The sequence below is a fragment of the Segniliparus sp. genome (assembly GCF_051660745.1).
GTDB lineage: Bacteria > Actinomycetota > Actinomycetes > Mycobacteriales > Mycobacteriaceae > Segniliparus.
In genome coordinates, this window is sequence record NZ_JBOFQF010000035.1 from 118869 (window position 1) to 142382 (window position 23514).

A 23514-nucleotide genomic window follows, 5' to 3' on the forward strand; every position below is an offset into this window, starting at 1 on the left:
TACGATATATTCAGATATGCAACGAGTTGCGTATCCGCCTCATGCCAACCCCGAATCGCAGGAGTCCATCAGATATGAGCGTCGCCAACGACTTCCGTCGCGCCATCGAAAACCAAGACCTCGCGGCCATCTCCGAACTGCTCGCGCCGGACATCCGGTTCCACTCCCCGGTGAAGTTCACCCCGTTCGAGGGCAAGGAGACCGTGCTCGCCCTCCTCAATGTCCTGATCACCGACGTTTTCACCGACTTCCGCTACGTCGGCCAGTACGACGGCGCGGTCGACGAGGGCGACGGTCCGCGCGAGTCGCATGTGCTGTCATTCCGCGCCAAGGCGGGCGAGAAGCAGATCCACGGCGTGGACATCGTCGAGCCCGACGCGAACGGCCTGATCCAGACGTTCACCGTGATGCTGCGCCCGTTCTCGGCGGCGCAGACCGTCTCCGACGCAGTGCTGGCGGGCTTCGCCAAGCTCTACGGCTCGGACAAGGTCGCCGCGCCGAACGCGGGCTGAGCCCGGCTCAGCCTCGCGCGGCCATCGCCGCCTTCTTGGCCCGGTTGCCGCAGAAATTCATGCTGCACCACCGACGGTTGCCGCCCCTGCTCGTGTCGAGATAGAGCCCCCGGCAGTGCTCGTCCGAGCAGGCCTTCACGCGGGCCCGGTCCGGCCCGCCCAGCGTCTGCGCCGCGTCGGCCGCGAGCACCGACAACGCGTCGTCCATGCTCGACCCCGTCCATTGGGCCACGCCGTCGTCCAACCGCAACCACGGGCGCCCCTTCCTGCTCCATTCATTGATCGCCCCGGAGTCCTCCGGCGCGGGCCTTCGTCCTGCCGCGACGGCGGCCCCCGCCGCGTAGACGTGCTCCCGGAGCCGCACAGCCGCCACGAGGTCGCCCTCGGCGAGCGGCTCGGCGACAAAACCCAGCCCATTGGCGCGCAGCCACAGCCCGAGGAGCCCGGGCGTCCCGAGGCGCTCGAACGCCCTGCCCGGCCGGTCGGTCAACGTCGCGGTGAACCGGAACGCCAGCGAGGCGTTGTCCAGGCGGAAAACGGCGGCAGCCTCGTCATTCATGCGAACCAGTTTAACCAGTTCGACAAGCGGCGAGTTTCACGCTATTCTTGAACCGTCTCAGACGGTTCAAGAATAGGAGGCCTTATGGCTGCGGCAGTCCACCACATCGGCGTGACCGTGCCCGACGTCTTCGCGGCTGTCGACTGGTACTGCGAGGTGTTCGGGCTCCACTGCGCGGTCGAGCCCAGAGCCCTCCTCGCCAGCCCTGCCGAGCGCCCGCCGGGGCTCGACTCCAGGTTCCGCGAGGGACGGATCTCTTGCCTCTTGTCCGGGAACGGGGTCGGCCTCGAACTGTTCCAGTTCGTCGACCCGCCGACCCTGCCCGATGACCACGCGGTCCCGTACGACCGCCGGGGGCCGTGGCACATCTGCTTCACGCACCCCGATGTCGAGACACTGACCGCAATAGTGGTCGAAAAAGGAGGACGGCTGCTCACGCCGCCAAGAAGGCTGTTCCCCCACCGTCCGCACGTCCTGTCCTACGTCGCCGACCCATGGGGCACGACGATCGAGCTGATGAGCCATGCCCCGGTGGAGGTCTTCGCGCAATGGCCCTCCGACGGAGCCTTCCCCTTGGCCTGCCCGCCGCAACACCGCCGCGCCGCAACACCGCACGAAGGAGCATCCTCATGACGCACACCGGCCAATCCGTCGCCGTCGTCGGCCTCGGAGCCATGGGCTCGGCAATGGCCCGCAATCTCCTGGCGGCGGGCCACGACGTCGCGGTGTGGAACCGTTCGCCCACGCCGGTCGAACAGCTCGTCGCACAGGGAGCCCGCGCCGCCTTGTCCGCGTCCGACGCGTTCGAGTCGGGCGTGGTTCTCTCCGCGTTGTCCGACGACGACGCCGTCGCTGAGACATTCCTGCACCCGCGCGCGCTGGCGGCAAGCCGGAACGCGTTGCACGTCAACCTCGCCACCGTGAGCCCGGCCCTCGCCGCCCTCGCGGCCGACGCGCACGCCGAGCATGGCTGCGGCTACGTCTCGGCCCCGGTCTTCGGGTCCGTCGCCGTCGCCTCGGCAGGCCAACTGCAAGTGCTCGCAGCCGGACCGAGCGCGCACATCGACCAGGCGCAACCGTTCCTCGACGTGATCGGGGCCCGCACCTGGCGGCTCGGAGACTCGCCGCATCAGGCGAGCGTCGTCAAAATCCTCGGCAACTTCCTCATCGCCTCCGCGATTCAAGCGCTCAGCGAGGCCGTCAGCATGGGCGAGCGATCCGACGTGCCCGCGGACCTGCTTGTGGAGATCTTGGCCGGGACCATCTTCCCCGGCAGGGTGTACAGCGGATACGGCTCGCTCATCGCGGACCGGTCGTACCGGCCCGCCGGGTTCACGACCGCGCTCGGGCGCAAAGACATCGGGCTCGCGCTCGACCTCGCCGCCACGGCAGGCCTTCGCCTGCCGTTCGGCGAGGTGCTGCGGTCGGTCTACGACGACGCGCTGTCCGAGGGGCTCGCCGACTGGGACTGGTCCTCGGTCGCCGAGCTGCAGCGCAACCGTCACGCGGGCTGAGCAGCCCGCACGCCGCCTCAGCCTCGGGGAGCCCCGCGTGGATGCATCGCAAGGCGGCAGGCCGTGCAGTGCACAAGAGCGGAGGCCACGGAGCAGGTGCATAAGCGGCCGACAACGCAGCGAGGCGCCGCGCGGACCCCGAGGTCAGCCTCGGGTGAGCTTGCGGTGGGTAACAGAGTGCGGGCGGGCCGCATCGGCGCCGAGGCGATCGATCTTGTTCGCCTCGTAGCCTTGGAAGTTGCCCTCGAACCAGAACCAGTCCGCCGAGTTGTCGTCGTTGCCCTCCCACGCGAGGATGTGCGTGCAGGTGCGGTCGAGGAACCAGCGGTCGTGGGAGATCACCACGGCGCAGCCCGGGAACTTGTCGAGCGCGTTCTCCAGCGAGGACAGCGTCTCGACGTCGAGGTCGTTGGTCGGCTCGTCGAGCAGGATCAAGTTCCCGCCCTGCTTGAGGGTGAGCGCGAGGTTGAGCCGGTTGCGCTCGCCGCCGGAGAGCACGCCCGCAGGCTTCTGCTGGTCCGGCCCTTTGAACCCGAACGCGGAGACATACGCGCGGGACGGGATCTCGGTCTGCCCGACCTGGATGTAGTCGAGGCCCTCGGAGACGACCTGCCAGACCGTCTTCGCCGGGTCGATCCCGGCGCGGTTCTGGTCGACGTAGCTGAGCTTGACGGTCTCGCCGATCTTCACCGTGCCGGAGTCCGCCGACTCGAAGCCGACGATGGTCTTGAACAGCGTGGACTTGCCGACGCCGTTCGGGCCGATGACGCCGACGATGCCGTTGCGCGGCAACGTGAACGAGAGGTCCTTGATGAGCAGCCGGTCGCCGAAGCCCTTGTCCAGGTGGTCGACCTCGACCACAACGTTGCCGAGGCGCGGGCCTGCCGGGATCTGGATCTCTTCGAAATCGAGCTTGCGGGTCTTCTCCGCCTCGGCGGCCATCTCCTCGTAGCGGGTGAGCCTGGCCTTGTTCTTGGCCTGGCGGGCCTTGGCCCCCGAGCGCACCCAGGCCAGCTCTTCCTGCAGGCGCTTTTGCAGCTTCTGGTCCTTCTTGCCCTGGACTTCGAGACGCTCGGACTTCTTCTCCAGGTACGTGGAGTAGTTGCCCTCGTACGGGTACGCGCGGCCCCGGTCGAGCTCGAGGATCCACTGGGCGACGTTGTCGAGGAAGTACCGGTCGTGGGTGACGGCGAGGACTGCGCCGGGGTAGCTCGCGAGGAACTGCTCCAGCCACAGGACGCTCTCGGCGTCGAGGTGGTTGGTCGGCTCGTCGAGGAGCAGGAGGTCGGGCTTGGAGAGCAGGAGCTTGCAGAGCGCGACGCGGCGGCGCTCGCCGCCGGAGAGGTGCGTGACCGGCTCGTCCGCAGGCGGACAGCGCAACGCGTCCATGGCCTGCTCGAGCTGCGAGTCGAGGTCCCACGCGTCGGCGTGGTCGAGCTCCTCCTGGAGCCTGCCCATCTCCTCCATGAGCTCGTCGGAGTACTCCGTGGCCATGAGCTCGGCGACCTCGTTGAAGCGGTCGAGCTTCACCTTGATCTCGCCGAGGCCCGCCTCGACGTTCTGCCGGACGGTCTTCTCCTCGTCGAGCTGCGGCTCCTGCATGAGGATGCCGACAGTCGCCTCGGGAGCGAGGAGGGCGTCGCCGTTCCCCGGCTGGTCCAGGCCCGCCATGATCTTCAGGACGCTGGACTTGCCAGCGCCGTTGGGGCCGACCACGCCGATCTTCGCCCCCGGAAGGAAGGCAAGGGTCACGTTGTCGAGGATGACCTTGTCGCCGTGTGCTTTGCGCACATTGCGCATGGTGTAGATGTAATCCGCCACCGGGCTATCTTAGGCCAACAACAGCCCTGCCCGTCACAACGGACGCCGACAGCGCTTGTCGGGGCGCCTCCGCCCGCCCGCAGGCGGGCAGAGGCATAACGCCGAATCCCGCGCGCCCGCTCATAGTTCTTTTCGGAAATGGAAAGATGTGATGGAGTAGCCGTGCTTGAAGTACTGCCGGTGCGCTGTCGCGCGCGTCGGCAATGTCCCCGAGTCGAGCTCCACCCCGGCGAAGCCGAGGCGTTGCGCCTCTTCGTCCACCCACGCGAGCAGCCGCGCCGCGTAGCCCTTCCCCCGGTGCTCGGGGAGGGTGGAGAGGTCGTCGATGTAGATATGCCCGCCGGACACCAGGTTGTGGTTGAGCCGGAAGCCCGCCACCGCCGCAGCCTGCTCGGACTTGTCCGGGCCGAGCCCGCCGTCCAAGAAGAGGCCCGCCAGGCGGTAGCCGAGCGGCCGCTGCAATTCGTCCACCTGGCTCGCGAACGCCTCGGGCGAAGGGAGGTGCGGGCGCAGCTCCCGCATCGCCAGCCACACCCGGCCCGACTCGCCCCGGCCGATCTCCTCGATCATCGCAGTCCCTTCGGTCACCGGGCCAAGCCTAGCCGTCCGGCGGAAGCCCCCTCCGTGCCGCATCAGCCCTCAGAGAGACCCCACCTGGTCTATGCCATACGACATATGATACATATTTATTGCTCTGTATCACATGATCGGAGCCGCCGCCCTCTGGCAGGCGGAACCCCCTCCTCCCGGAAGGACGGACCGTGAAACTCGGTTTGAAGCTTTGGTACTCCCCACTGATGCAGTACGCCGACCTGGTGCAGGAGGCCGAACACCTCGGCTACGACTCGGTGTGGACGGGCGAGACCTGGGGCCAGGACGCCCTGGCCTCGCTGGCCTGGGCGGGATCGCGCACCTCCCGGATCAAACTCGGCACCAATATCGCCCAGCTCGCCGCACGCACCCCGACGGCGGCCGCGATGACGGCGATGACCCTCGACCACCTCAGCGGCGGACGGTTCATCCTCGGCCTCGGAGCCTCGGGGCCCCAGGTGGTCGAAGGCTGGTTCGGGCAGCCGTACCCCAAGCCGCTGGCCCGCACCCGCGAGTATGTCGAGATCATCCGCAAGGTGCTGCGGCGGGACGCCCCAGTGACCTATCAGGGCGAGTTCTACACGCTGCCCTACGACGGCGGGGCCCGGCTCGGCAAACCGCTCAAAACCATCATCCACCCGCTTCGGGAGGACTTGCCGGTCTACCTCGCGGCGATCGGCCCGAAGAACCTGGAGCTCGCGGGCGAGATCGCCGACGGATTGCTGCCGATCTTCTACTCGCCGAAGACAGACGGCTACTTCCGCGAGGCCCTCGGCCGAGGGTTCGCCAAGCCGGGGGCGCGGCGCTCCGCCGCCGACTTCGAGATCGCCGCAGCCGTGCCGGTCGTCGTCGACGACGACCTCGAGGCCGCGTACGACAAGCTCCGCCCGATGCTCGCCCTCTACATCGGCGGCATGGGCGCGAAAGGCGCGAACTTCTACTTCGACAACTTCGTCCGCCTCGGCTACGAGGCCGAGGCCACCGTCATCCAAGACCTCTACCTCGCGGGCAAGAAGGCCGAAGCCACCGCTGCCGTGCCCGTGGAGCTCATCGAAGACGTGGCGCTCGTCGGCCCCAAAGCGAAGATCAAAGACGACCTGCAGAAGTGGCGGGAGACCCTCGTGACGACCCTGGTCGTCGACGGGGACGCCGAACAGCTCCGCGCGATCGCAGAGGTCGTCCTCGACTAGCTCCGCCCGCCCTCGCGAACCCGAGCTGGCATTCGCGGACAACCGCCAGGCTGCTACCCTTCAAGCCAGAACGACGTGGGGTTTCTCGTCGCGGGTCGATGTGGGGCTTTTGGCGCGGCTTCGTGGCACGCCCCAAGAGGGAAGGGTGGCGACGGAATGGGGCCTCGAACAGATCCCGAAACACGCGAGCGGGCCGCGCGGCAAGTGGCCATGGGCGAGCAGCCCGCCGCCGAGCTCGCCCGCCAGCTCGGCGTCCGGTCCTCGACCGTCTGGTACTGGGCGCGGCGGTACGCGGCCGAGCACGGCCTGCCCCCGCCCGCATCGCAACGCGGCCCGCAGCGAAGACGCTCGCTCGCAGACGAGCTCCTCGCGGGGGCGACCACGCAGGAAGAGCTTGTCGAGCGGCTGAAAGCGCACCGCAACGCGGCGCGGGAGCGCGCGAGCTCCGCCAAGCGCGCCCAGCCGCAGGCGGGGAAGCGCGCCAGGGTCCCGTACGAGGAGCAGCAGTCGGCCATCAAGCAGTACCTGCAGCGCAAAGCGAGCGCTCGCGAGCTCGCGGCGCAGCACGGCGTGAGCATCACGACGATCCACTACTGGGTCCGGGGGTACCGGACCGAGCGCGGGATCTTCTGACCGGTCACGCGCGCCGGGCCGCCAGATCGGCGACCAGGGCCGCGAGCTCCCCCGCTGTCGCCAAGCCGGAGACATCCTCCTCGCCGATCGGCGGCAAGCCGAATTCCAGCTCGAGCTCCACGATGAGTTCGACGACTCGCACCGAGTGGTAGCCGAGGTCGTCGACGAGGCGGTCGCCGGGCCCGACCACGCGGCCGGGCTCGGGGGCGAGTTTGCCGATGACTTCGAGCACTCGCGCAGTCACATCGTCAGTCATGCGCCCGCCTTCCTACGCTGCCCGGAAGAGCATGGTCTCGGCGGTGAGCCCTGGGCCGAACGCCAGCGCGCAGCCGCTCGCCCCGGAGAGCGCCTTGCTCTCGTTCTGGCGCAGGATCTCGGCGAAGACGAACAGGATCGTCGCCGAAGCCATGTTGCCGTAGTTGTTGAGGACGTGGCGCGATACCGCGAGCTCCTGCGGGGAGAGCTCGACGGCCTCGCCGACAGCGTCGAGGATCGAGCGTCCGCCGGGATGGATGGCCCACAGGTCGATCGAGCTTTTCTCCGCCCCGTTCAAGATCAGCTTCATCGCCGCCTCGTCGCGCAGCGTCTTGCCCAACGCCCCAGGGACCTTGCCGGAGAGGAACATCTCGACGCTGGACGCGCCGATCTTCAAGGTCATCAGGTCTTTGGTGTCCGGTATCACGAGCGCCTTGAACGAGTCCATCGCGATACCGGTCTCCTCGGCGGTGACCAGCGCCGCCGCGCAGCCGTCGCTGAAGATCAGGAACGACAGCATGGTCTCCAACGACTGCGAGCCGAGCAGATGCAGCGAGCAGAGCTCCAGCGCGACGACCAGCACCTTCGCCCGAGGCTCCGAGCGGACGATGTGGTGGGCGAGCTTGAGCCCGTTGACCCCGGAGAAGCAGCCCATGAAGGCGATGTTCGTCCGCTCCACCGAGGACGGCACCCCGCATTTGTCGATGATCGCGAAGTCGAGCCCCGGCGTGAAGAACCCGGTGCAGGTGACGATGACGAGATGGGTGATCTCCTCCGGGGCCTCGAGGCCGAGCTGGTTCACCGCCGCGACCGCGAGCGGCGGGGCGGATTGCTCGAACGCGCGCATGCGGTCGTGGATGCTCACCGCGTTCGGGTCGCCGCCGTAGAACTCGTCGATGCCGGACATATTGGCCCACCGATGGCTGATGTGGGAGCGTTCGACCATCCGCCGGAAGACGAGCTGCGCCTTCGGGTCCTCGAACTGGGCTGTCGCGTAGTCCACGAACTCGTGGTGGACGTCGTGCTCGGGCACGGTGGTCGCGATCTTGTTGATGTGCGCCGTTGTCATCGTCGTTCTCTTCCTGTCGTTCGGTCTGTTCTTGCTACGCGGCGCTGGCGGGCGCGGTCAGGGCCCACGGGGCGGGCTCTTCGGAGAGCTCTGCCCAGTTCGAGTGCACGGCCTCGACCGGGAGGTCGCCGTCCAGGAGCCGTCGCCACAGCACTCGGCGGCGCGGTTTGCCGCTGGACGTGCGCTCGATGGCTCCCGGGTCGCCCCGGAAGACGGCGATCGCGACGTTCTCGGACACGACGGACAAGACCGCCGACTTGACCGCCGCCAACCAGGAGGAGTCGGCGCTCTCCACAATCGTCGCCACCACGTCCACGCCGCCGGCGGTGCCGAGGATCGTGGCGTGCTTGCCGGGGCTGAGGCCCGTCACCGCCCCGATCCTGGCGTCGAGGTCCTCCGCGAACAGCTTCACGCCGCGCACCTTGATGCTGTCGCCCATCCGGCCGATGACATACAGTTCGCCGTCGAGCAGGAAACCGGTGTCCCCGGTGGAGAGCTCGCCGCCGAGGAACGAGGTCGAGGTCTGCGCGTGCGGAGCGGCTTTGTACCCCGACGCGACGCCTGCGCCGCGCACCCGGATCTGGCCGTGCTGGCCGTCGTCGAGCACGGCCCCATGCTCGTCGACGATCTCCACTGTCGTCCCTTCGACGGGCTTGCCGCAGCTCACGATCCAGTTCCCGCCGCCGGGCACCGGCTCGCCGAGCAACGCCTCGTGCGCGGCGGCCACCGGCTCTCCCTCCCGAAGCGCGCAGTGCTCGAGCTGCACGAGCCGGACCGGCTGGCCCGGGCGGGTGCCGGTGACCGCGAGCGTCGCCTCCGCGAGGCCGTACGCCACGGTGATGCTGCGCGGGTCGAAGCCGTGCGGGGCGGCCAGCTCGACGAAGCTCGCGAGGCCTGCCGGGTCGACGCGCTCCGCCGCCGCGAGGGCCACCCGCCACCGCGAGAAGTCGAGCCCTTCGACCTGGTCGGGCCGGATCCGCCGGGCTGCATAGGAGTAGCCGAAACTCGGCGCGACCGCCACCGTCCCGCCGCCCTTGCCGAGGCTCTCCAGCCACCGCAACGGAGAGCGGACGAAGTGCGCCGGGGTGAGCAGACGGATCTCCAGGCCATGCGCGATCGGGGTCAGCAGACCTCCGATCAGGCCCATGTCGTGGTAGTGCGGAAGCCAGCTCACGAGCGAGTCCGCCGATGTCACGCCGAGCCACGAGCTGATCGACGCGATGTTGGCCTCGAGGTTCTCCCCGGTCACCCGCACCCCTTTCGGCGTGCCGCTCGAACCCGATGTGAACTGCAGGAGGGCCAAGTCCGCCGCGTCTCGGCGTTCCGATGGCGCCTGCTCCGCGAGGTCCGAGGCCCCGAAGGGCACGACAGCGGCCGCCGCGCCGGTCACGGCTGCGGCCTGTTCGGCCACGCCGACGAGCTGGCGGTCGACGAGGAACGCCTTCGGCCCGGCCCCGGCGAGCACATCGGCCAGGTGGCGGGTGTAGACGTCGAAGGAGCGGAAGGTGAGCGGCGTCGCGATGGGGGACGGGGTGCCGCCCGCGACCAGCGTCCCGTAGAAGGCGAGGAGGAAATCGCGCGGATCGAACGCGAGGATGGACACCACATCGCCCCGTTCCAGGCCGCGCCGCTGGAGCAGGCCCGCCACTCGGAAAACATCCGCCGCCAACTCGGCGTACGAGGCGAACACCCAGCCCTCGGCGGGATCGTCCTGGGCGAAATGAACACCCTCGCGGGAAGAGGGCTCGTCGAGCCAATGGAGCATATCCATCGCGACCACTCCTTATGAATTATCGGCCGCAATATCGCTACGGCTGAAGCTGGTGAATAACTGAATATATACAGATTGCCAAATAGCAGAGACACAGAAATCAGGACAGCACGGAAAAAGACAGGAACGGGGCAAAGAGAACAAGGCAGGAGAAATCACATCCACCCCGCGCGCACCGGAACACGACACGCGCGGAAACGATTACTCTCGACTTGTCGACCAATTTATTGATCCCAACCGGCTCCGGCGATCACACAGCCGAAGCCAAGCATGGACAATAACGCAATTCGCAGACACACGAGCAGCGTTTCTCATATAGAGCCACGCCCTCGGATTTCTTTCAGAAAATTCCCGGGCGAACCGCCCCGGAGGCCACTTCGTAGAAGGCGGCGCGTCACGTCGACGCACGGCGGGCCAGACGCCCTCGCGCATCGAGTCTTCGCGCCACTGCCTCCGAGACCTGCCATGTCTCGCGCACTTACTTGTGCGTCGCGGAGGCGTAAATTAATTTTTACGCCGATTCGTCAAAAAACGCAAGAACTAAAGTGGTCGGATGTGTTGAGTATCACAATAAACGCAGCTCAGGGCATTTTATCTGGAAATTGCATAATGGAAACTATCTTTAATTCGTCATATGAGAACCCACGCGAAACACCCCACAGAGACAATCACACGGGCCTTGGGGAGAAAAATCGGCATTCTCGCCCCTCTCCCGCCCCGACGTGCTGGACTTGCGCCGAATTTTAATCGAACAGAGCGCAAACAACGCCCCCCGGCCCGTGTTTTCGTTACCGACGAGTAAATTAACCGCCAAGTAACAAAAGGCGCTCCCGGAACGCTTCGCGAGGAGACCCCGAAAGCGTCCTCGACAACATGGCCGCAACGAGTCGGCGCGAATATCCAGGCTTGAAGAAGACGAATAAAAAATCGGCTCCTAGAAAGCATTGACAGCGGAACACGCGAGAGCAATACTCTCTTCCATGCGGCTCGAAGAATCCTCTACGCGACTTTCAGTGGTCGTCATCGGCGCCGGCTTCGCGGGAATTGCCGCCGCAGTGAAACTCCGCGAGACCGGAGTGGAAGATTTCATCATCTTGGAGCGCGAAGAAAGGGTGGGCGGAACATGGCGCGACGCGGTTTATCCCGGGGCCGAAGTGGACGTCCCCTCGTGCCTGTATTCCCTGTCGTTCGCGCCGAACCCGGACTGGAGCTCGATGAACTCCCCCGCCCATGAGATCCTGGCGTACATCGAGAACGTCGTGCGCGAGTTCGGCCTGGCCCCGTTCCTGCGTTTCGGGGCCGACGTCCGCCAAGCCGAGTTCGACGAATCGGAAGGCGCCTGGCGGATCGGGACCGAGGACGGGCGAGTGTTCGAAGCACGGGCAGTGATCGCCGCGGACGGCCTCCTGTCGAACGCGAGCTTCCCGAAGATTCCCGGCCTGGACGCGTTCACCGGCAAGAAAATCCTCAGCGCCAGCTGGGAGCGCGACTACGATTTCGCGGGCAAACGCGTGGCCGTCGTCGGCACCGGGGCCAGCGCGGTCCAGATCATCCCGGAGCTGGTCAAAACCGCGGGCCACGTCACCGTGTTCCAGCGCACCCCGGCCTGGGTGATCCCACGGGCGAATTTCCCGATGCCGGGAGCCCTCAAACGGCTGTTCCGAAGGGTCCCGGCGACCCAGCGCGCCGTTCGCGCCACCCTCTATTCGCTCTACGAGCTGCTGACTTTCGCGCTGGTCTGGATCACGCCGCTCACCAAAGTCGTCGAAGCCGTCTCGAAACGGCATCTGCGCTCGCAGGTTCCCGATCCGCAGCTGCGCGCGCGGCTCACCCCCGACTACCGCGTCGGATGCAAGCGGCCGCTGATCACCAGCACGTTCTACCCCGCCTTGCAACGGGAGAACTGCCGCCTCGTGCCGCATGCGGTGGCCGAGGTCGACGAAGAGGGCATCCGGGCCTCGGACGGGTCGGAGCACAAACTCGACTGCATCGTCTTCGCGACCGGCTACGACGTCGGCAGCCGGGGCTCCGCGTTCCGCGTGGTGGGCCGGGGCGGCAGGACGATCGCCGAAGAGTGGGCGCACGGCATGGTCGGCTACAAGAGCGTCAACGTCTCCGGGTATCCGAACTTCTTCTGGATCATGGGCCCGAACGCTTTCGGGCACAGCTCCGAGCTCCTGTTCATCGAGGAGCAAGTCGGCTACGCCGTCCGAGGCGTCGCCGAGATCCTCACCCGGAACCTGCGTCTTCTCGATGTGAAGCCCCAAGCGCAGGCCGCGCACAACGACCAGTTGCAGCGCAAACTCGCGAAGACGACGTTCAACTCCGGCTGCCAGAGCTGGTATCTGACCGACAACGGCTTCAACGGCATGATGTTCCCCGGAGGGGTCACCGCATACCACCGCCAAATGGCGAAGATCGACCTGAGCGACTACACCGTGGCAGTCGCCGACGACGCGAGAGCAGAGGCGCCCCGATGAGCCGGATCTCCTACCTGTGGTCCCTCCTGAAATCCGCCGCCAGGAAAGGGGAGACCGACGACGCGAACAAACTGGCGCTGGTCGAGCATGTGACGGCCAACGCCCCGCGCGGCGACATCGACGCGGCGATCAAGCTGATCGACGAGTTCGGCAGCCGCACGGCGTTCCTCATGAACATCGGCGACGAGAAGGGCGAGCTGCTCGACGACGCGGTCCGGCGGGCCCGGCCGCAGATCGCGCTGGAGCTCGGCGCGTTCTGCGGGTACAGCGGCTTGCGGATCGCCCGCTCCGCCCCCGAAGGGTCCCGCCTGTACTCCGTCGAGATGAACCCGTTCAACGCGGAAGTGGCGACACGGATCTGGGAGCACGCGGGCGTCGCGGACCGGGTCGCCGCCGTCGTCGGCGCCATCGACGACGGGAAGACCCTCGGCAGGCTCACGGACGAGTTCGCCGTCGGGCCCGGCTCGGTTGATTTCCTCTTCATCGACCATCACCAGCCGTGTTACCTCCCCGACCTGCTGCAGCTGCTGGGCGCGGGCCTGCTGCGCCCAGGCGCGACGGTCCTCGCCGACAACGTCGGCTTCCCCGGCTCGCCGAAGTACCGCAAGCATATGCGCGAGCACGAGGGCGTTGACTGGCAGACCGTCGAGCACAAGACGCACCTCGAGTACCAGTCCTTCGTCCCCGACCTGGTCCTGGAGTCGACCTATCTGGGAGAGAAGGCGTAGGCGTGCTCGACCGCGCCGCCCGGCTGGCCATCGCGGCCCCCAAGCGGATACTCGCCGTCGTCGTCCTCGTGACGGCGCTGTGCGGGGCGTTCGGAGCCACCGCGCAGGCGCGCCTGCTCAACGGCGGGCAGCTCAGCACGGACTCGGAGTCGGCGCGCGCCAGCGACCTGCTCGCCCAGCACTTCGACCAGGAGCGCATGGACCTGACCCTCCTCGTGCGAACCCCGGCAGGAGTCGACGACCCCGCGGCCGCCGAGGCGGGCAAGCGCCTGGCGGCGCGGCTCGGCTCGGCGCCCCACGTCCGCTCGGTCGTCTCGCCGTGGACCGCTCCCGGACCTGTCGCGAAATCGCTCACCAGCAAGGACGGCAAGTCGGCGCTCGTCGTCGCCACCGTCGAAGGCGGGGAGGACAGGGCCCCGGCGAACGCGAAGGCTGTGGCGGAGGCCGTGTCGGGGACGCGCGACGGGCTGGCCGTCGTCCCCGGCGGGGTCGCGATCGTGCAGGCGGAGATCGTCGACCAGGGCAAGACAGACCTGCTCGTCATGGAGGCGATCGCCGTCCCGCTCAGCCTCCTCGCCCTCGTGCTGGTTTTCGGCGGGCTCTACGCCGCGCTGCTGCCGCTGGTGGTCGGCGGCGTCGCCATCGCCGGGACGCTGGCGGAGCTGCGCCTGCTCACCACGGTCACGCCGGTCTCCACCTACGCGATGAACCTCACCACCGCCATCGCGCTCGCCCTCGGCATCGACTACACCTTGCTGCTCGTCAGCAGGTACCGAGAGGAGTGCCAGCGCTGCGGCGACCGCGACGAGGCGCTGCGCACAGCGGTCGGCAAAGCCGGGCGCACCGTGCTGTTCTCCTCCGTCACAGTGATCCTCGCGCTGAGCGCGCTGACGGTCTTCCCCGTGTATTTCTTGCGCTCGATGGCGTACGCGGGGATCGGCGTCGTTGTTGTCGCGGCGGCCGCCACCGTGCTTGTCGCCCCCGCCCTCATCGCCGTGCTCGGCGACCGGATCGAGGCGTTGGACCTGCGGGCAGGGCTCCGACGGCTCTTCGCGAGGGCGGGCGCGACCGGGGAAGCACCGGCGCAGGAGCCCGGCGGCGGCGAGCGGCGGAATTTCTGGCACCGGTCCGCCAAGCTGGCCATGCGGCATGCCGTCGTGGCGCTGGCCGGCGGGGTCGCGGCGCTGGCCTTGCTCGGCGCGCCATTCGTCGACGCCCGGTTCGGCACGCCGACCGACCGGGTCCTGCCGCACTCGTCCTCGGCCCGGCAGGTGGGCGACGCGGTGCGCGCGCAGTTCCGGCTCGACCCCTCCGACGTGATCTCCATCGTCGTGTCGGACGCGGACAAGGCGGGCGCGCAGGAGCTGTCCCGTTACGCGGACCGGCTCTCGCGCGCCCCATGGGTGCTGCACGTCAACGCGCCGGACGGGGCGCATGCGGACGGCAAGCTCGCCGGGCCGCCAGCCTTCGGCACGGGGAGCAAAGACGGCCTGGCGTGGCTCACCGTCGTCAAATACCCGTCGGTGCGCGCGTTCTCCACGCACGCGGACCAGCAGCTGCGGGCGTTGCGCGCCGTCCCGCCGCCCGACGGGGCGCACGCGCAGTTCACCGGGCAAGAGCAGATCGGGGCCGACGCCACCGCCGTCGTGCTCGACAAACTGCCCCTCGTCGGCGCGCTCATCGCGCTCAGCTCCTTCGTCCTGCTCTTCCTGCTCACCGGGAGCGTCGTGCTGCCGGTCAAATCCCTCGCGCTGAACCTGCTCTCGCTCGCCGCCGCGCTCGGGGCCTCGGTGTGGGTCTTCCAGCAAGGCCATCTCGGCGGGCTCGGCACCACCGCCACCGGGGCGCTCGTGCTGAACATGCTCGTCTTCATGTTCGTCCTCGCCTTCGGGCTCTCCATGGACTACGAGGTCTTCATCGTGTCCCGGATCCGGGAGCATTGGCTCGCCTCGGGGCAGACCCCGGCGGACAACGAGGAGTCCGTCGCGCTCGGCATCGCCACGTCGGGGCGCGTGGTCACCGCAGCCGCGATGCTCATGTGCGTCGTCTTCGCCGCGATGTGCTCGGCGCAGATCTCATTCATGCGGATGTTCGGGATCTGCCTGGTGCTCGCGGTCGGGATGGACGCGACCCTGGTCCGGATCGTCCTGGTGCCCGCGTTCATGCGCTTGGCAGGCCGGTGGAACTGGTGGTCGCCCGGCCCGCTGGCCAGGCTGCACGAACGGATCGGGCTGAGCGAGGACGGGCAGGCGCCGCACCACCGACATCACGGCAGGCATGGCCGGGGCCAGGTCGCCCCGATGCGGTGACGGGCGCAGAGAGCGCTACGCCCCCTGTGCCGCCTCCGCCGAAGCCTCGCTCGGAGCTGGAGCGGAGCTCCCCTCGTCCGCGTCCGCCACCTGGTCGTCCCCCTCAGGGCCGGAGCCTTCCACGCCTCGCTTCGCAGAACCGCCCGTCCACCGCCGAGCCCCGCCCCACGCGGCTGACAGCTCAGCTCTCCACCCGAGGACCAACTGCAACAACGGGCTCGACTGCAGACTGCCCTCCCCAGGCTCAGGCCACCGCCCGGTCTCCCGATAAACCCTGTGCTGCTCCTCGACTGCCACGCGCCGACGAGAATGCGCGTCGAGCGCGAACGTGACGACCACGAGAGCCACGGACACCGAGAGGTAGCCATTGATCCGCAAACCGTCGCCCCACGTCAGAGGAGCGCGCGCGATGAGCCGTTCGACGATGAACGCCCCCGCTCCGACCATGACGAACAGCCACAGGCAGGCGAGGAACGCGACGGCGAAGTCGCTATTGAGCCGCTCGAAACGGCGCTCGCGCACTATCTCGCCCAAGCGCTCCTTCAACAGCGCGGCCGCAGACGGCTCCGAAGAGGAGCGGGCCAGCTTGTCGTAGTCGCCCAAGAGCGCCAGGAACCTCTCTTCGAAAGAGGCGCGGCGCGCGCGGCGCGCCCAAACGACGAGCAGCGCGACCACCAGCGCGGCGGCGGCCCCGAAAAAAACATCGACGAGCATCACGACGGCGACTGCCCTTCTTCTCGAGCAGGCAAGACCTCTCCGGCGATCGGACGGCCCCCCGCCGCGATCCCCGCGCATGGGAGCGAGAGCGACCTCGCACGCCGCCAAAAAGCGCGCGCGCCTCCGGATGAGCGAGCATTCTCCATACCCAAAACCACCTCTGACACCGAATCGACCTGTTTGACGACGGAGCCTCGCTCCGACTCGCAACAACACGACGCTGTGTCTCGCAGCCCAGCGATGCTAACCAGAACGCCCACCACTCACAAAACGAAGCCGCAGCCGAACTGCCCGATCCCGCCCGAGCGTGGCGGCGCCCACGTCCCGCTCTCTTCGAATCTCCGACAGACCCTGCCTGCCCGCCGGAGATCGCGAGGCGCGCCCGCAAACCACCTGGTCAAAATCATGCAGACAAGACGGGGCAGGTTTCTCCGCCCTGTTCGAGCCCTTCCCCTCAGGAGCTGGGGCGCTCGCATAGCCCACGGACGAGGTTATCTCACAGGCCTCCGCCGCACCCGTCGAACATCACTCCTCGGAACAAGGTTATCGGACATCACATCATGGAGCTGGCGGCCGCCCGGCCCGCGTCCGCTCGGCCGCACGGACGGATCGGGCCGAGCGAAGAGGCCCCGGCGCGCCCAGAGCGTTCGCAGACGGATTGCGCGGGCGGGTAGAATCAGTGCTCGCACGGCCCCATAGCTCAGCTGGATAGAGCAAGAGCCTTCTAATCTCTAGGTCGCAGGTTCGAGTCCTGCTGGGGTCACCACCGCGCCCTGTTCGCCGAGGTACGCGCTCCGGCTGCCGAGCCACAATCCCACGAAGAGCACCTCCTCGATCTCCGCCCTGGAGACTTCGGGGTGCCTGCGCCACCACCGGGTCACGCTGATCAGGCCGCCCGAGGTGATCTCGAACAGGGCGATGGCCGCAGGCCTCGCGAAGTCCAGCTCGTCCAACATCGCCGAATCGGGGCTGTTGCGCAAAAAATCCACGATGCCGGTGCGCACGACCGACCTGATCTCCCGCTGCAACGCGCGGATCTCGGAATCGCTGGAGCCGGGCGTCGTCGCGCACACGATGTCCCACGCGTCGGGATCGTCCTCCACGAAATCGACGATCACGGAGAGCTTCTGCCGCATCCGCTCGTCCGGCCCGTCTTCCGCGTTGAACGTCGGCTCCATGCGGAGCATCAGTTTCGCCACTTGCGCCTCGACGACGGCGAGGTACAGGTCTTTCTTCGTCGGGAAATAGTGGTAGAGGACCGTGCGCCGGACTCCGCTCGCCGTCGCGACCTCGCCCATGCCCGCGTTGTAGCCGTTCGCCGCGAAGACTCGCTTGGCCGCCTCGAGGATCACCTCCCTGCGCTCAGGCGCGGTCAACCGCCGTTTGCCGCGCTGGAAGGTCTTCGTATGGTCCGCTGGCATAGGAGTATGATACTCATCACTCCCCTGGTCGCGACAGGAGCATCGCCGCCGATCATGCCGGCCGCAGTCGTATAACGACGTCTGAGGCGCCCCGCCTGGCCCACAACCGCCCTGATATTGTTCGACTGTGAGCTATTTCTCAGACAAAGTGGCCGTGGTGACCGGAGCGGCTTCAGGCATTGGCCGCGCGTTGAGCGTGGAACTGGCGCGGCGCGGGGCGAAACTCGCGATCAGCGACATCGACGTCGAAGGGCTGGCCGAGACGAAGCGGCTGGTCGAGGCGGCTGGCGCGCAGGTGAAGGCGGACCGTCTCAACGTCGCCGAGGAGCAGGCGGTGTTCCTGTACGCGGACGAGGTCAAGGCGCACTTCGGCGTGGTGCACCAGGTGTACAACAACGCGGGCATCGCGTTCCTCGGCGATTTCGAGAAGAGCGCGATCAAAGACATCGAGCGCGTCGTCGACATCGACTTCTGGGGCGTGGTCTACGGGACCAAAGCCTTCCTGCCGCATCTCATCGCCTCCGGCGACGGGCATGTCGTCAACGTCTCCAGCGTCTTCGGACTGTTCGCCGTGCCCAGCCAGAGCGCGTACAACGCGGCGAAGTTCGCGGTGCGCGGTTTCACCGAGGCGCTGCGCCAGGAGATGCGCGCCGCCCGCCGCCCGGTGAAGGTGACCACGGTCCACCCCGGCGGCATCAAGACGAATATCGTCAACAACGCCCAGTTCGACGAGGACTACGACGGGGCCGCGACGATGCGCCTGTTCCAGCGGTTCGCCCTCACCACGCCGGAGCGGGCCGCGAACATCATCCTCAACGCGGTGGGCCGCAACCGCGCCCGCGTCCTGGTCGGCCCCGACGCCAAGTTCCTCGACCTCTTCGTGCGCGTGACCGGGTCCTGGTACCAGGGCGCGGTGGAGTTCGTCACGAAACGGGCCATCCCGAAGAACCGGTCCTGAGAGCTGGCCGAAGCCACCGATCCTCAATTTTCGCTAGGGTGGTCAGGGTCCGGCAAATAGCTGGGCTTAGCTCAAACGCGAAGGAATATGTCATGAGCATTTCTGACAAAGCAGAAGAATTCGGCGGGAAAGCGAAAGAGGCCGTCGGCGATCTGACCGACAACGACAAGCTCAAGGCCGAAGGGCTGGCCGACCAGGCCTCCGCGAAGGTCAAACAGGCGGCCGAAGAGGTCGCAGACAAGGCCAAGGGCATTGTCGACAGCATCAAGGACAAGCTGAGCGGCAAATAGTCCGTAGACGAAAACAGGGGCGCCGCCGAATCATTTCGGCGGCGCCCCTGTTCGTTCTAGAAATCACGCCCGCTGATCTTTAGTGGGCGGCCGCGTCCCAATTGGCCCCGAAGCCGACCGAGACGTCGAGCGGGACCAGCAGCTCGATGGCCGATCCCATCTGCTCGGCGACCAGCTCGGCGAGTTCCTCGCGCTCGCCGTCCGCGACTTCCAGCACCAGTTCGTCGTGCACTTGCAGCAGCATTCGCGAGCGCATCTTGCGCTCCGCGAGCGCCTCGGACACATGGATCATCGCGACCTTGATGATGTCGGCGGCGCTGCCCTGGATCGGGGCGTTGAGCGCGGCCCGCTCCGCGACGGCGCGCTGCTGCTGGTTGTCGCTGGTGAGGTCCGGCAGGTAGCGCCGCCGCCCGAACAGGGTCTCGGTGTACCCCTTGCGCCTAGCCTCTTCGACCACCGCGTGCAGGTAGTCGCGGACTCCGCCGAACCTGGCGAAATACGCGTCCATCTGGGCCTTCGCCTCTTCGCCCGAGACGCCGAGCTGCTGGGCGAGGCCGAACGCGGACAAACCGTACGCGAGGCCGTAGCTCATCGCCTTCACCCGCCGCCGCAGCTCCGCGCCCACGTCGTCGATCGGCACGCCGAACGCGCGCGAGGCGACGAAGTTGTGCAGGTCCTCGCCGGTGCGGAACGCCTCGATGAGGCCCTCGTCCCCGGAGAGGTGCGCCATGATCCGCATCTCGATCTGCGAGTAGTCCGCGGTCATCAAGGCCTCGTGCCCGTCCCCGACCACGAACACCCCCCGGATCCGCCGCGCCTCGTCCGTGCGGACCGGGATGTTCTGCAGGTTGGGGTCCGTGGAGGAGAGCCTGCCGGTGGCCGCCACGTCCTGGCGGAACGTGGTGTGGATCCGCCCGTCCGGGCCGACCGCCTTGATCAGGCCCTGCGCCGTGGTCATGAGCCTGGTCGCGTCCCGGTGCTCGAGCAAGTGCGACAGGAACTCGTGCCGGGTCTTCTCGAAGAGCCACTGCAGCGCGTCGGCGTCCGTGGTGTAGCCCGTCTTGGTCTTCTTCGTCTTGGACATGCCGAGCTCGTCGAAGAGCACCACCTGCAGCTGCTTGGGCGAGCCGAGGTTGATCTCTTTCCCGATCACGGCGTACGCCGATTCGGCCGCCTGCTTCACGCGCGCGGCGAAGTCGGCGTGCAGGCCCGCCAGCGCGTCCTGGTCCACCGCGATCCCGGCTTCCTCCATCGTGGCGAGCACGAAGGTGAGCGGCAGCTCCATCGTGCGGAGCAGCTCGGCGGAACCGGCCTTGTCGAGCACGCCGTCCAGCGCGTCGCCGAGCTCCCGGACGGCAGCGGCCTCCGCGACACAGTCGCGGGACTCCTTGTCGTCCCCCTCCGCGTCGTCGAGGAGCGAGAGCTGTTTCTGCCCGCTGTCCTCGGGGCCGAGCTGTCGGCGCAGGTACCGCACCGCGAGGTCGGGAAGGTTGAAGGAACGCTGCCCCGGCCTGGCGATATACGCGGCGAGCCCGACATCGGTCGTGACGCCCGCGATCTCGGCGAAACCGCTGCCCCGCAGCGCGTGTGTCGCCCACTTCGCCTCGTGGAACGCCTTGGGCGCGGCAGGGTCGGCGAGCCAGTCGCCGAGCGCCCGGACGTCCTCCGGGGTCATCGCCTCGGTCCGGATCGCCGCGCCCTGCCCGTCCGCGCTCGCGATCGCGACGAGCCGCGCGCCCCCGCCGTCTTTGAGCGGCGTGCCGCCGCCGCCCGACGGGACCTGCGCGCCGTGCACGGCCACGCCGCACCGCGCGCCGCCCGCCGGCCGGACGTGTTCGGCCAGCCATGCGCCGACCGCGCCGGGGGCGAGCAGCTCCCCGTCCACGTCGAAGCCTTCCTCCGCCTCGGGCTCCACCGCGCTCAAGGTCGCGAACAGCCGGTCGCGGAGCACCCGGAACTCCAGCCGGTCGAAGAGCGCGTGGACCCGCTCCCGGTCCCACTGCTGGCGCGCCAGCTCCTCAAGCGTGTGGCCCACCTCCATGTCCCGGACCAGCTCGGTGAGCTGGCGGTTGCGCCGCACCTGGTCGAGGTGGTCGCGCAGCGCCTGGCCGGTCTTCCCCGTCACCTCGTCGGCCCGCTCCAACAGCCCGGCGAGCGAGCCGTAGGTCCGCACCCAGCCCGACGCGGTCTTCTCGCCGACTCCGGGGATCTTCGGCAGGTTGTCGCTCGGGTCGCCCCGCAGCGCGGCGAAGTCGGGGTACTGCGCGGGCGTGAGCCCGTACTTCTCCTCCACCCGCTCCGGGGTGTAGCGGACCAGGTCCGACACCCCCCGGTTCGGGTACAGCACGGTGACCTCGGGGGTCACGAGCTGCAAAGCGTCCCGGTCCCCGGTCATGATGAGCACCTGGTAGCCCTGCTGCTGGCCTTGCGTGGCGTAGGTGGCGATGATGTCGTCCGCCTCGAAGCCCTCATGCGCCTCCACCGCGATCCCCAGCGCGGCGAGGACTTCTTTCATCAGCTCCACCTGCGGCGGGAAAGACTCCGGCGATTTCGAGCGGGTCGCCTTGTACTCGGGGTACATCTCCGAGCGGAACGTCTTGCGGGACACGTCGAACGCGACCGCGACATGCGTGGGGTCTTCGTCGCGCAGGAGGTTGATGAGCATCGAGACGAAGCCGTAGACCGCGTTCGTCGTCAGGCCGTCTGCCGTTCGGAAATTCTCCTCGGGCAAGGCGTAGAAAGCCCGGAAGGCGAGCGAATGCCCGTCGAGCAGGAGGAGTTTATGCTTCGGCGAGGTCACCGGGCCAGTCTATGCGCTGGCCTCAGCTGGCCGAAGGCACTGGGGGCTCCGCATCGGAGGAAGCCGCCGGAGGCTCTGCCTCGGCACGTTTGCGCGGACGGGCTTTGCGCGGCGCGGGCTCCTCGAACTCCTCAAGCGGCTCCACCTCGCCCGCGCTCTTCCCGCTGAGCGTCGTGATCACAGTCTCGGCCACGGCTTTCATGGTCTCGCGGCGGTCCATCGCCGACCGCTGCAGCCATTTGAACGCTTGCGCCTCGGTGAGCTTGTGGGCGTCCATGAGCAGGCCCTTCGCCTGGTCGACCACTTTGCGGGCTTCGAACCGCTCCTGGAGGCACAGCACCTCTTTCTCCAGCGCGACGACTTCCTCGAACCGGCTCACCGCGAGCTCGATCGCGGGCGCGAGGTCGGCCTGCGAGAACGGCTTGACCAAGTACGCCAACGCCCCCGCGTCCCTGGCGCGCTCCACCATGTCCCGCTGGCTGAACGCCGTCAGGATCACCACCGGGGCCACGCGGTCTTTCGCGATCTCGCTCGCCGCGTCGATGCCGTCGCGCACCGGCATCTTCACGTCCATGATGACCACGTCCGGGCGCAGCGACAGGGCCAGGTCAACGGCGGACTGCCCGTCCGCGGCCTCCCCGACCACGCCGTAGCCTTCCTCTTTGAGCATTTCGACGAGATCGAGACGGATGAGCGCCTCGTCCTCCGCGACCAGCACCCGCAACGCTCCGTCGCGTGTTTGGACTCCCTCTCCCAATGCCTTCGCCTCTCTCGAAATCGGCCCAGACGGACCGTGTCCTCTTGCTCCTCCGCCAATGGAATACGCACCGCACTCTACGGGATCGCGACCACGGCGTCGACTCCCAGACCGATCCGCCCAGCCTGGCGCAGCAGCCATTATATGGCTTGATATACCCCAGAGGGAGCGCTACCCCCACCGCCGGAGCAAGAAGACCCCCTCGCGGAGCCGGTCGACGAATTCGGCGAGCGCCGGACGGGTGAACTCGACGCGGCTGCTCGGCGCCTGCGGCGCAGACGACGCGGAGACGACCCTCGGCTCCTCGCCGGGCTCGAGCTCGACGTAGACCATGAGCGTGCGGCCGGAGGCCTCGCAGGTCCCCAGGCGGATGCGCTGGTTCCCGTATGCCGACCAGGCTCCTTGGCGGTCGAACCAGTTCTTGACGACCCGCTGCCCCTCCTTGAAGAGGCCGAGCGCCTCCTGCGCGCCCTCGCGCGTGAACCACACGTCCGTCCTCGCGCCGTCGTCGGAGACGTATTTGGAGAGGACCAAAGGATCGTGCCCCTCGGCGCGCTCCGCGCACAAGGTGAGCTCGCCGCCCGCCACCCGCACGGCGGCGAGCTCGCGGTGGTCGATCCGGGCCTCTTGCTCCCTGTCGCCGAGCCCGGGGAAGTCCAGGGCGCGGTCCTCGCCCGGCGGCGGCAGGTGCGCGCGCCGGACGAGCCTTGCGATGTCGGCCTTGGCGATATAGCCGCACACCAGCAGGAGGTCCACGTACTCGGAGCCGGTCGCTTCGGCGATGCGCCGGAGCTCTTCGATGCTGGGCAGGTCGCCGTCCTCCGCCCACCTGCGCTGGGAGTACACGCTGATCCCGGTCAGCTCGGCGATCCTCTGCCGCGTGAGGTCGCACCGGCATCTGGCCCGCTCGAACCAAGCCGCCCACGCGGTGGGCGGATCGTGCCGTTTGACCACGACGTCAACAGGGTCAAGGCCGACGACATCGGCTTTCCGCCTTGGCATGACTCGATACTACGGCCTCGGCGCGGATGCTGCGCCCCGGCAGCAATAGGCACGAGTGCCTATTGCTTATAGACACAAGTGTCTATTGCTGTTAGCATGAGTCGCAGATCACTTTTGACGTTGATCGCGCAGTCGTC

At 67.9% G+C, this 23514-nt stretch carries 21 protein-coding genes and 1 tRNA gene; 11 read left to right on the forward strand and 11 right to left on the reverse strand.

Annotated features, from left to right (window positions below; genetic code table 11):
- Window positions 1-74 precede the first annotated feature (74 nt).
- Window positions 75-512 (forward strand): nuclear transport factor 2 family protein, encoded by a 438-nt coding sequence (locus tag ACRC20_RS12110; protein WP_438686626.1) that lies wholly within the window; start codon window positions 75-77, stop codon window positions 510-512.
- A gap of 7 nt (window positions 513-519) precedes the next feature.
- Here the strand turns inward: ACRC20_RS12110 and ACRC20_RS12115 are convergent, their stop codons facing one another.
- Entirely contained in the window at window positions 520-1071 is a 552-nt protein-coding gene (locus ACRC20_RS12115) for a CGNR zinc finger domain-containing protein (protein WP_438686627.1), read from the reverse strand.
- An 84-nt stretch (window positions 1072-1155) separates the two neighbouring features.
- On the opposite strand from ACRC20_RS12115, the gene ACRC20_RS12120 reads away from it, so the two are divergent.
- Both ACRC20_RS12120 and ACRC20_RS12125 read left to right on the forward strand, forming a co-directional pair.
- On the forward strand, window positions 1156-1704 hold the full coding sequence (locus ACRC20_RS12120) for a VOC family protein (protein WP_438686628.1): 549 nt from the start codon (window positions 1156-1158) through the stop codon (window positions 1702-1704).
- Entirely contained in the window at window positions 1701-2585 is an 885-nt protein-coding gene (locus ACRC20_RS12125; protein WP_438686629.1) for an NAD(P)-dependent oxidoreductase, read from the forward strand. Before ACRC20_RS12120 ends, ACRC20_RS12125 begins: the two co-directional genes overlap by 4 nt.
- Window positions 2586-2729: 144 nt before the next feature.
- Here ACRC20_RS12125 and ettA read toward each other — a convergent pair whose 3' ends face one another.
- Together ettA and ACRC20_RS12135 are read right to left on the reverse strand one after the other, a co-directional pair.
- Window positions 2730-4406 (reverse strand): energy-dependent translational throttle protein EttA, encoded by a 1677-nt coding sequence (gene ettA, locus ACRC20_RS12130; protein WP_438686630.1) that lies wholly within the window; start codon window positions 4404-4406, stop codon window positions 2730-2732.
- Between the two features lie 120 nt (window positions 4407-4526).
- Entirely contained in the window at window positions 4527-4994 is a 468-nt protein-coding gene (locus ACRC20_RS12135) for a GNAT family N-acetyltransferase (protein ID WP_438686631.1), read from the reverse strand.
- A 173-nt stretch (window positions 4995-5167) separates the two neighbouring features.
- Between ACRC20_RS12135 and ACRC20_RS12140 the strand changes: the two genes are divergently transcribed.
- The gene (locus ACRC20_RS12140; RefSeq protein WP_438686632.1) at window positions 5168-6187 is read left to right on the forward strand and encodes an LLM class F420-dependent oxidoreductase; all 1020 of its coding nucleotides are present in this window, start codon (window positions 5168-5170) and stop codon (window positions 6185-6187) included.
- 156 nt (window positions 6188-6343) lie between these two features.
- Window positions 6344-6820, forward strand: a complete 477-nt coding sequence (locus tag ACRC20_RS12145) for a helix-turn-helix domain-containing protein (protein WP_438686633.1) — start codon at window positions 6344-6346, stop codon at window positions 6818-6820.
- Between the two features lie 4 nt (window positions 6821-6824).
- Here the strand turns inward: ACRC20_RS12145 and ACRC20_RS12150 are convergent, their stop codons facing one another.
- From ACRC20_RS12150 to ACRC20_RS12160, 3 genes are read right to left on the reverse strand one after another with little or no spacing between them, the layout of a single operon-like run.
- A complete protein-coding gene (locus ACRC20_RS12150; protein ID WP_438686634.1) occupies window positions 6825-7076 on the reverse strand; it encodes a phosphopantetheine-binding protein in 252 nt (83 codons plus the stop codon).
- 12 nt (window positions 7077-7088) lie between these two features.
- Window positions 7089-8144 carry a type III polyketide synthase gene (locus tag ACRC20_RS12155; protein WP_438686635.1) on the reverse strand — a complete coding sequence of 352 codons (1056 nt, stop codon included), beginning with the start codon at window positions 8142-8144 and terminating at the stop codon, window positions 7089-7091.
- Between the two features lie 34 nt (window positions 8145-8178).
- Window positions 8179-9915: an AMP-binding protein gene (locus tag ACRC20_RS12160; RefSeq protein ID WP_438686636.1), complete on the reverse strand. Its 1737-nt coding sequence runs from the start codon at window positions 9913-9915 to the stop codon at window positions 8179-8181.
- 980 nt (window positions 9916-10895) lie between these two features.
- Here ACRC20_RS12160 and ACRC20_RS12165 point away from each other — a divergent pair.
- From ACRC20_RS12165 to ACRC20_RS12175, 3 genes are read left to right on the forward strand one after another with little or no spacing between them, the layout of a single operon-like run.
- A complete protein-coding gene (locus ACRC20_RS12165) occupies window positions 10896-12395 on the forward strand; it encodes a flavin-containing monooxygenase (RefSeq protein ID WP_438686637.1) in 1500 nt (499 codons plus the stop codon).
- On the forward strand, window positions 12392-13123 hold the full coding sequence (locus tag ACRC20_RS12170; RefSeq protein ID WP_438686638.1) for an O-methyltransferase: 732 nt from the start codon (window positions 12392-12394) through the stop codon (window positions 13121-13123). Before ACRC20_RS12165 ends, ACRC20_RS12170 begins: the two co-directional genes overlap by 4 nt.
- Before the next feature lie 2 nt (window positions 13124-13125).
- Window positions 13126-15432 (forward strand): MMPL family transporter, encoded by a 2307-nt coding sequence (locus tag ACRC20_RS12175; RefSeq protein ID WP_438686639.1) that lies wholly within the window; start codon window positions 13126-13128, stop codon window positions 15430-15432.
- A 15-nt stretch (window positions 15433-15447) separates the two neighbouring features.
- On the opposite strand, the gene ACRC20_RS12180 is transcribed toward ACRC20_RS12175, so the two are convergent.
- On the reverse strand, window positions 15448-16149 hold the full coding sequence (locus tag ACRC20_RS12180; protein ID WP_438686640.1) for a hypothetical protein: 702 nt from the start codon (window positions 16147-16149) through the stop codon (window positions 15448-15450).
- A 689-nt stretch (window positions 16150-16838) separates the two neighbouring features.
- Between ACRC20_RS12180 and ACRC20_RS12185 the strand changes: the two genes are divergently transcribed.
- Window positions 16839-16915, forward strand: a tRNA-Arg gene (locus ACRC20_RS12185).
- Here ACRC20_RS12185 and ACRC20_RS12190 read toward each other — a convergent pair.
- Complete coding sequence (locus ACRC20_RS12190; protein ID WP_438686641.1) at window positions 16881-17570, reverse strand: TetR/AcrR family transcriptional regulator; 690 nt, start codon at window positions 17568-17570, stop codon at window positions 16881-16883. The two genes, ACRC20_RS12185 and ACRC20_RS12190, sit on opposite strands and share 35 nt — an antisense overlap.
- A 127-nt stretch (window positions 17571-17697) precedes the next feature.
- Between ACRC20_RS12190 and ACRC20_RS12195 the strand changes: the two genes are divergently transcribed.
- Window positions 17698-18528, forward strand: coding sequence for an SDR family NAD(P)-dependent oxidoreductase (locus ACRC20_RS12195; RefSeq protein ID WP_438686642.1), 831 nt, complete (start codon window positions 17698-17700; stop codon window positions 18526-18528).
- Window positions 18529-18620: 92 nt separating this feature from the next.
- Window positions 18621-18818, forward strand: coding sequence for a CsbD family protein (locus ACRC20_RS12200; RefSeq protein ID WP_438686643.1), 198 nt, complete (start codon window positions 18621-18623; stop codon window positions 18816-18818).
- A 79-nt stretch (window positions 18819-18897) separates the two neighbouring features.
- On the opposite strand, the gene polA is transcribed toward ACRC20_RS12200, so the two are convergent.
- The 3 genes from polA to ACRC20_RS12215 form a co-directional block, all read right to left on the reverse strand.
- Window positions 18898-21618: a DNA polymerase I gene (gene polA / locus ACRC20_RS12205; protein ID WP_438686644.1), complete on the reverse strand. Its 2721-nt coding sequence runs from the start codon at window positions 21616-21618 to the stop codon at window positions 18898-18900.
- Window positions 21619-21640: 22 nt separating this feature from the next.
- Window positions 21641-22375, reverse strand: a complete 735-nt coding sequence (locus ACRC20_RS12210) for an ANTAR domain-containing response regulator (protein ID WP_438686645.1) — start codon at window positions 22373-22375, stop codon at window positions 21641-21643.
- 171 nt (window positions 22376-22546) lie between these two features.
- On the reverse strand, window positions 22547-23377 hold the full coding sequence (locus tag ACRC20_RS12215; protein ID WP_438686646.1) for a helix-turn-helix domain-containing protein: 831 nt from the start codon (window positions 23375-23377) through the stop codon (window positions 22547-22549).
- Window positions 23378-23514: the final 137 nt, after the last annotated feature.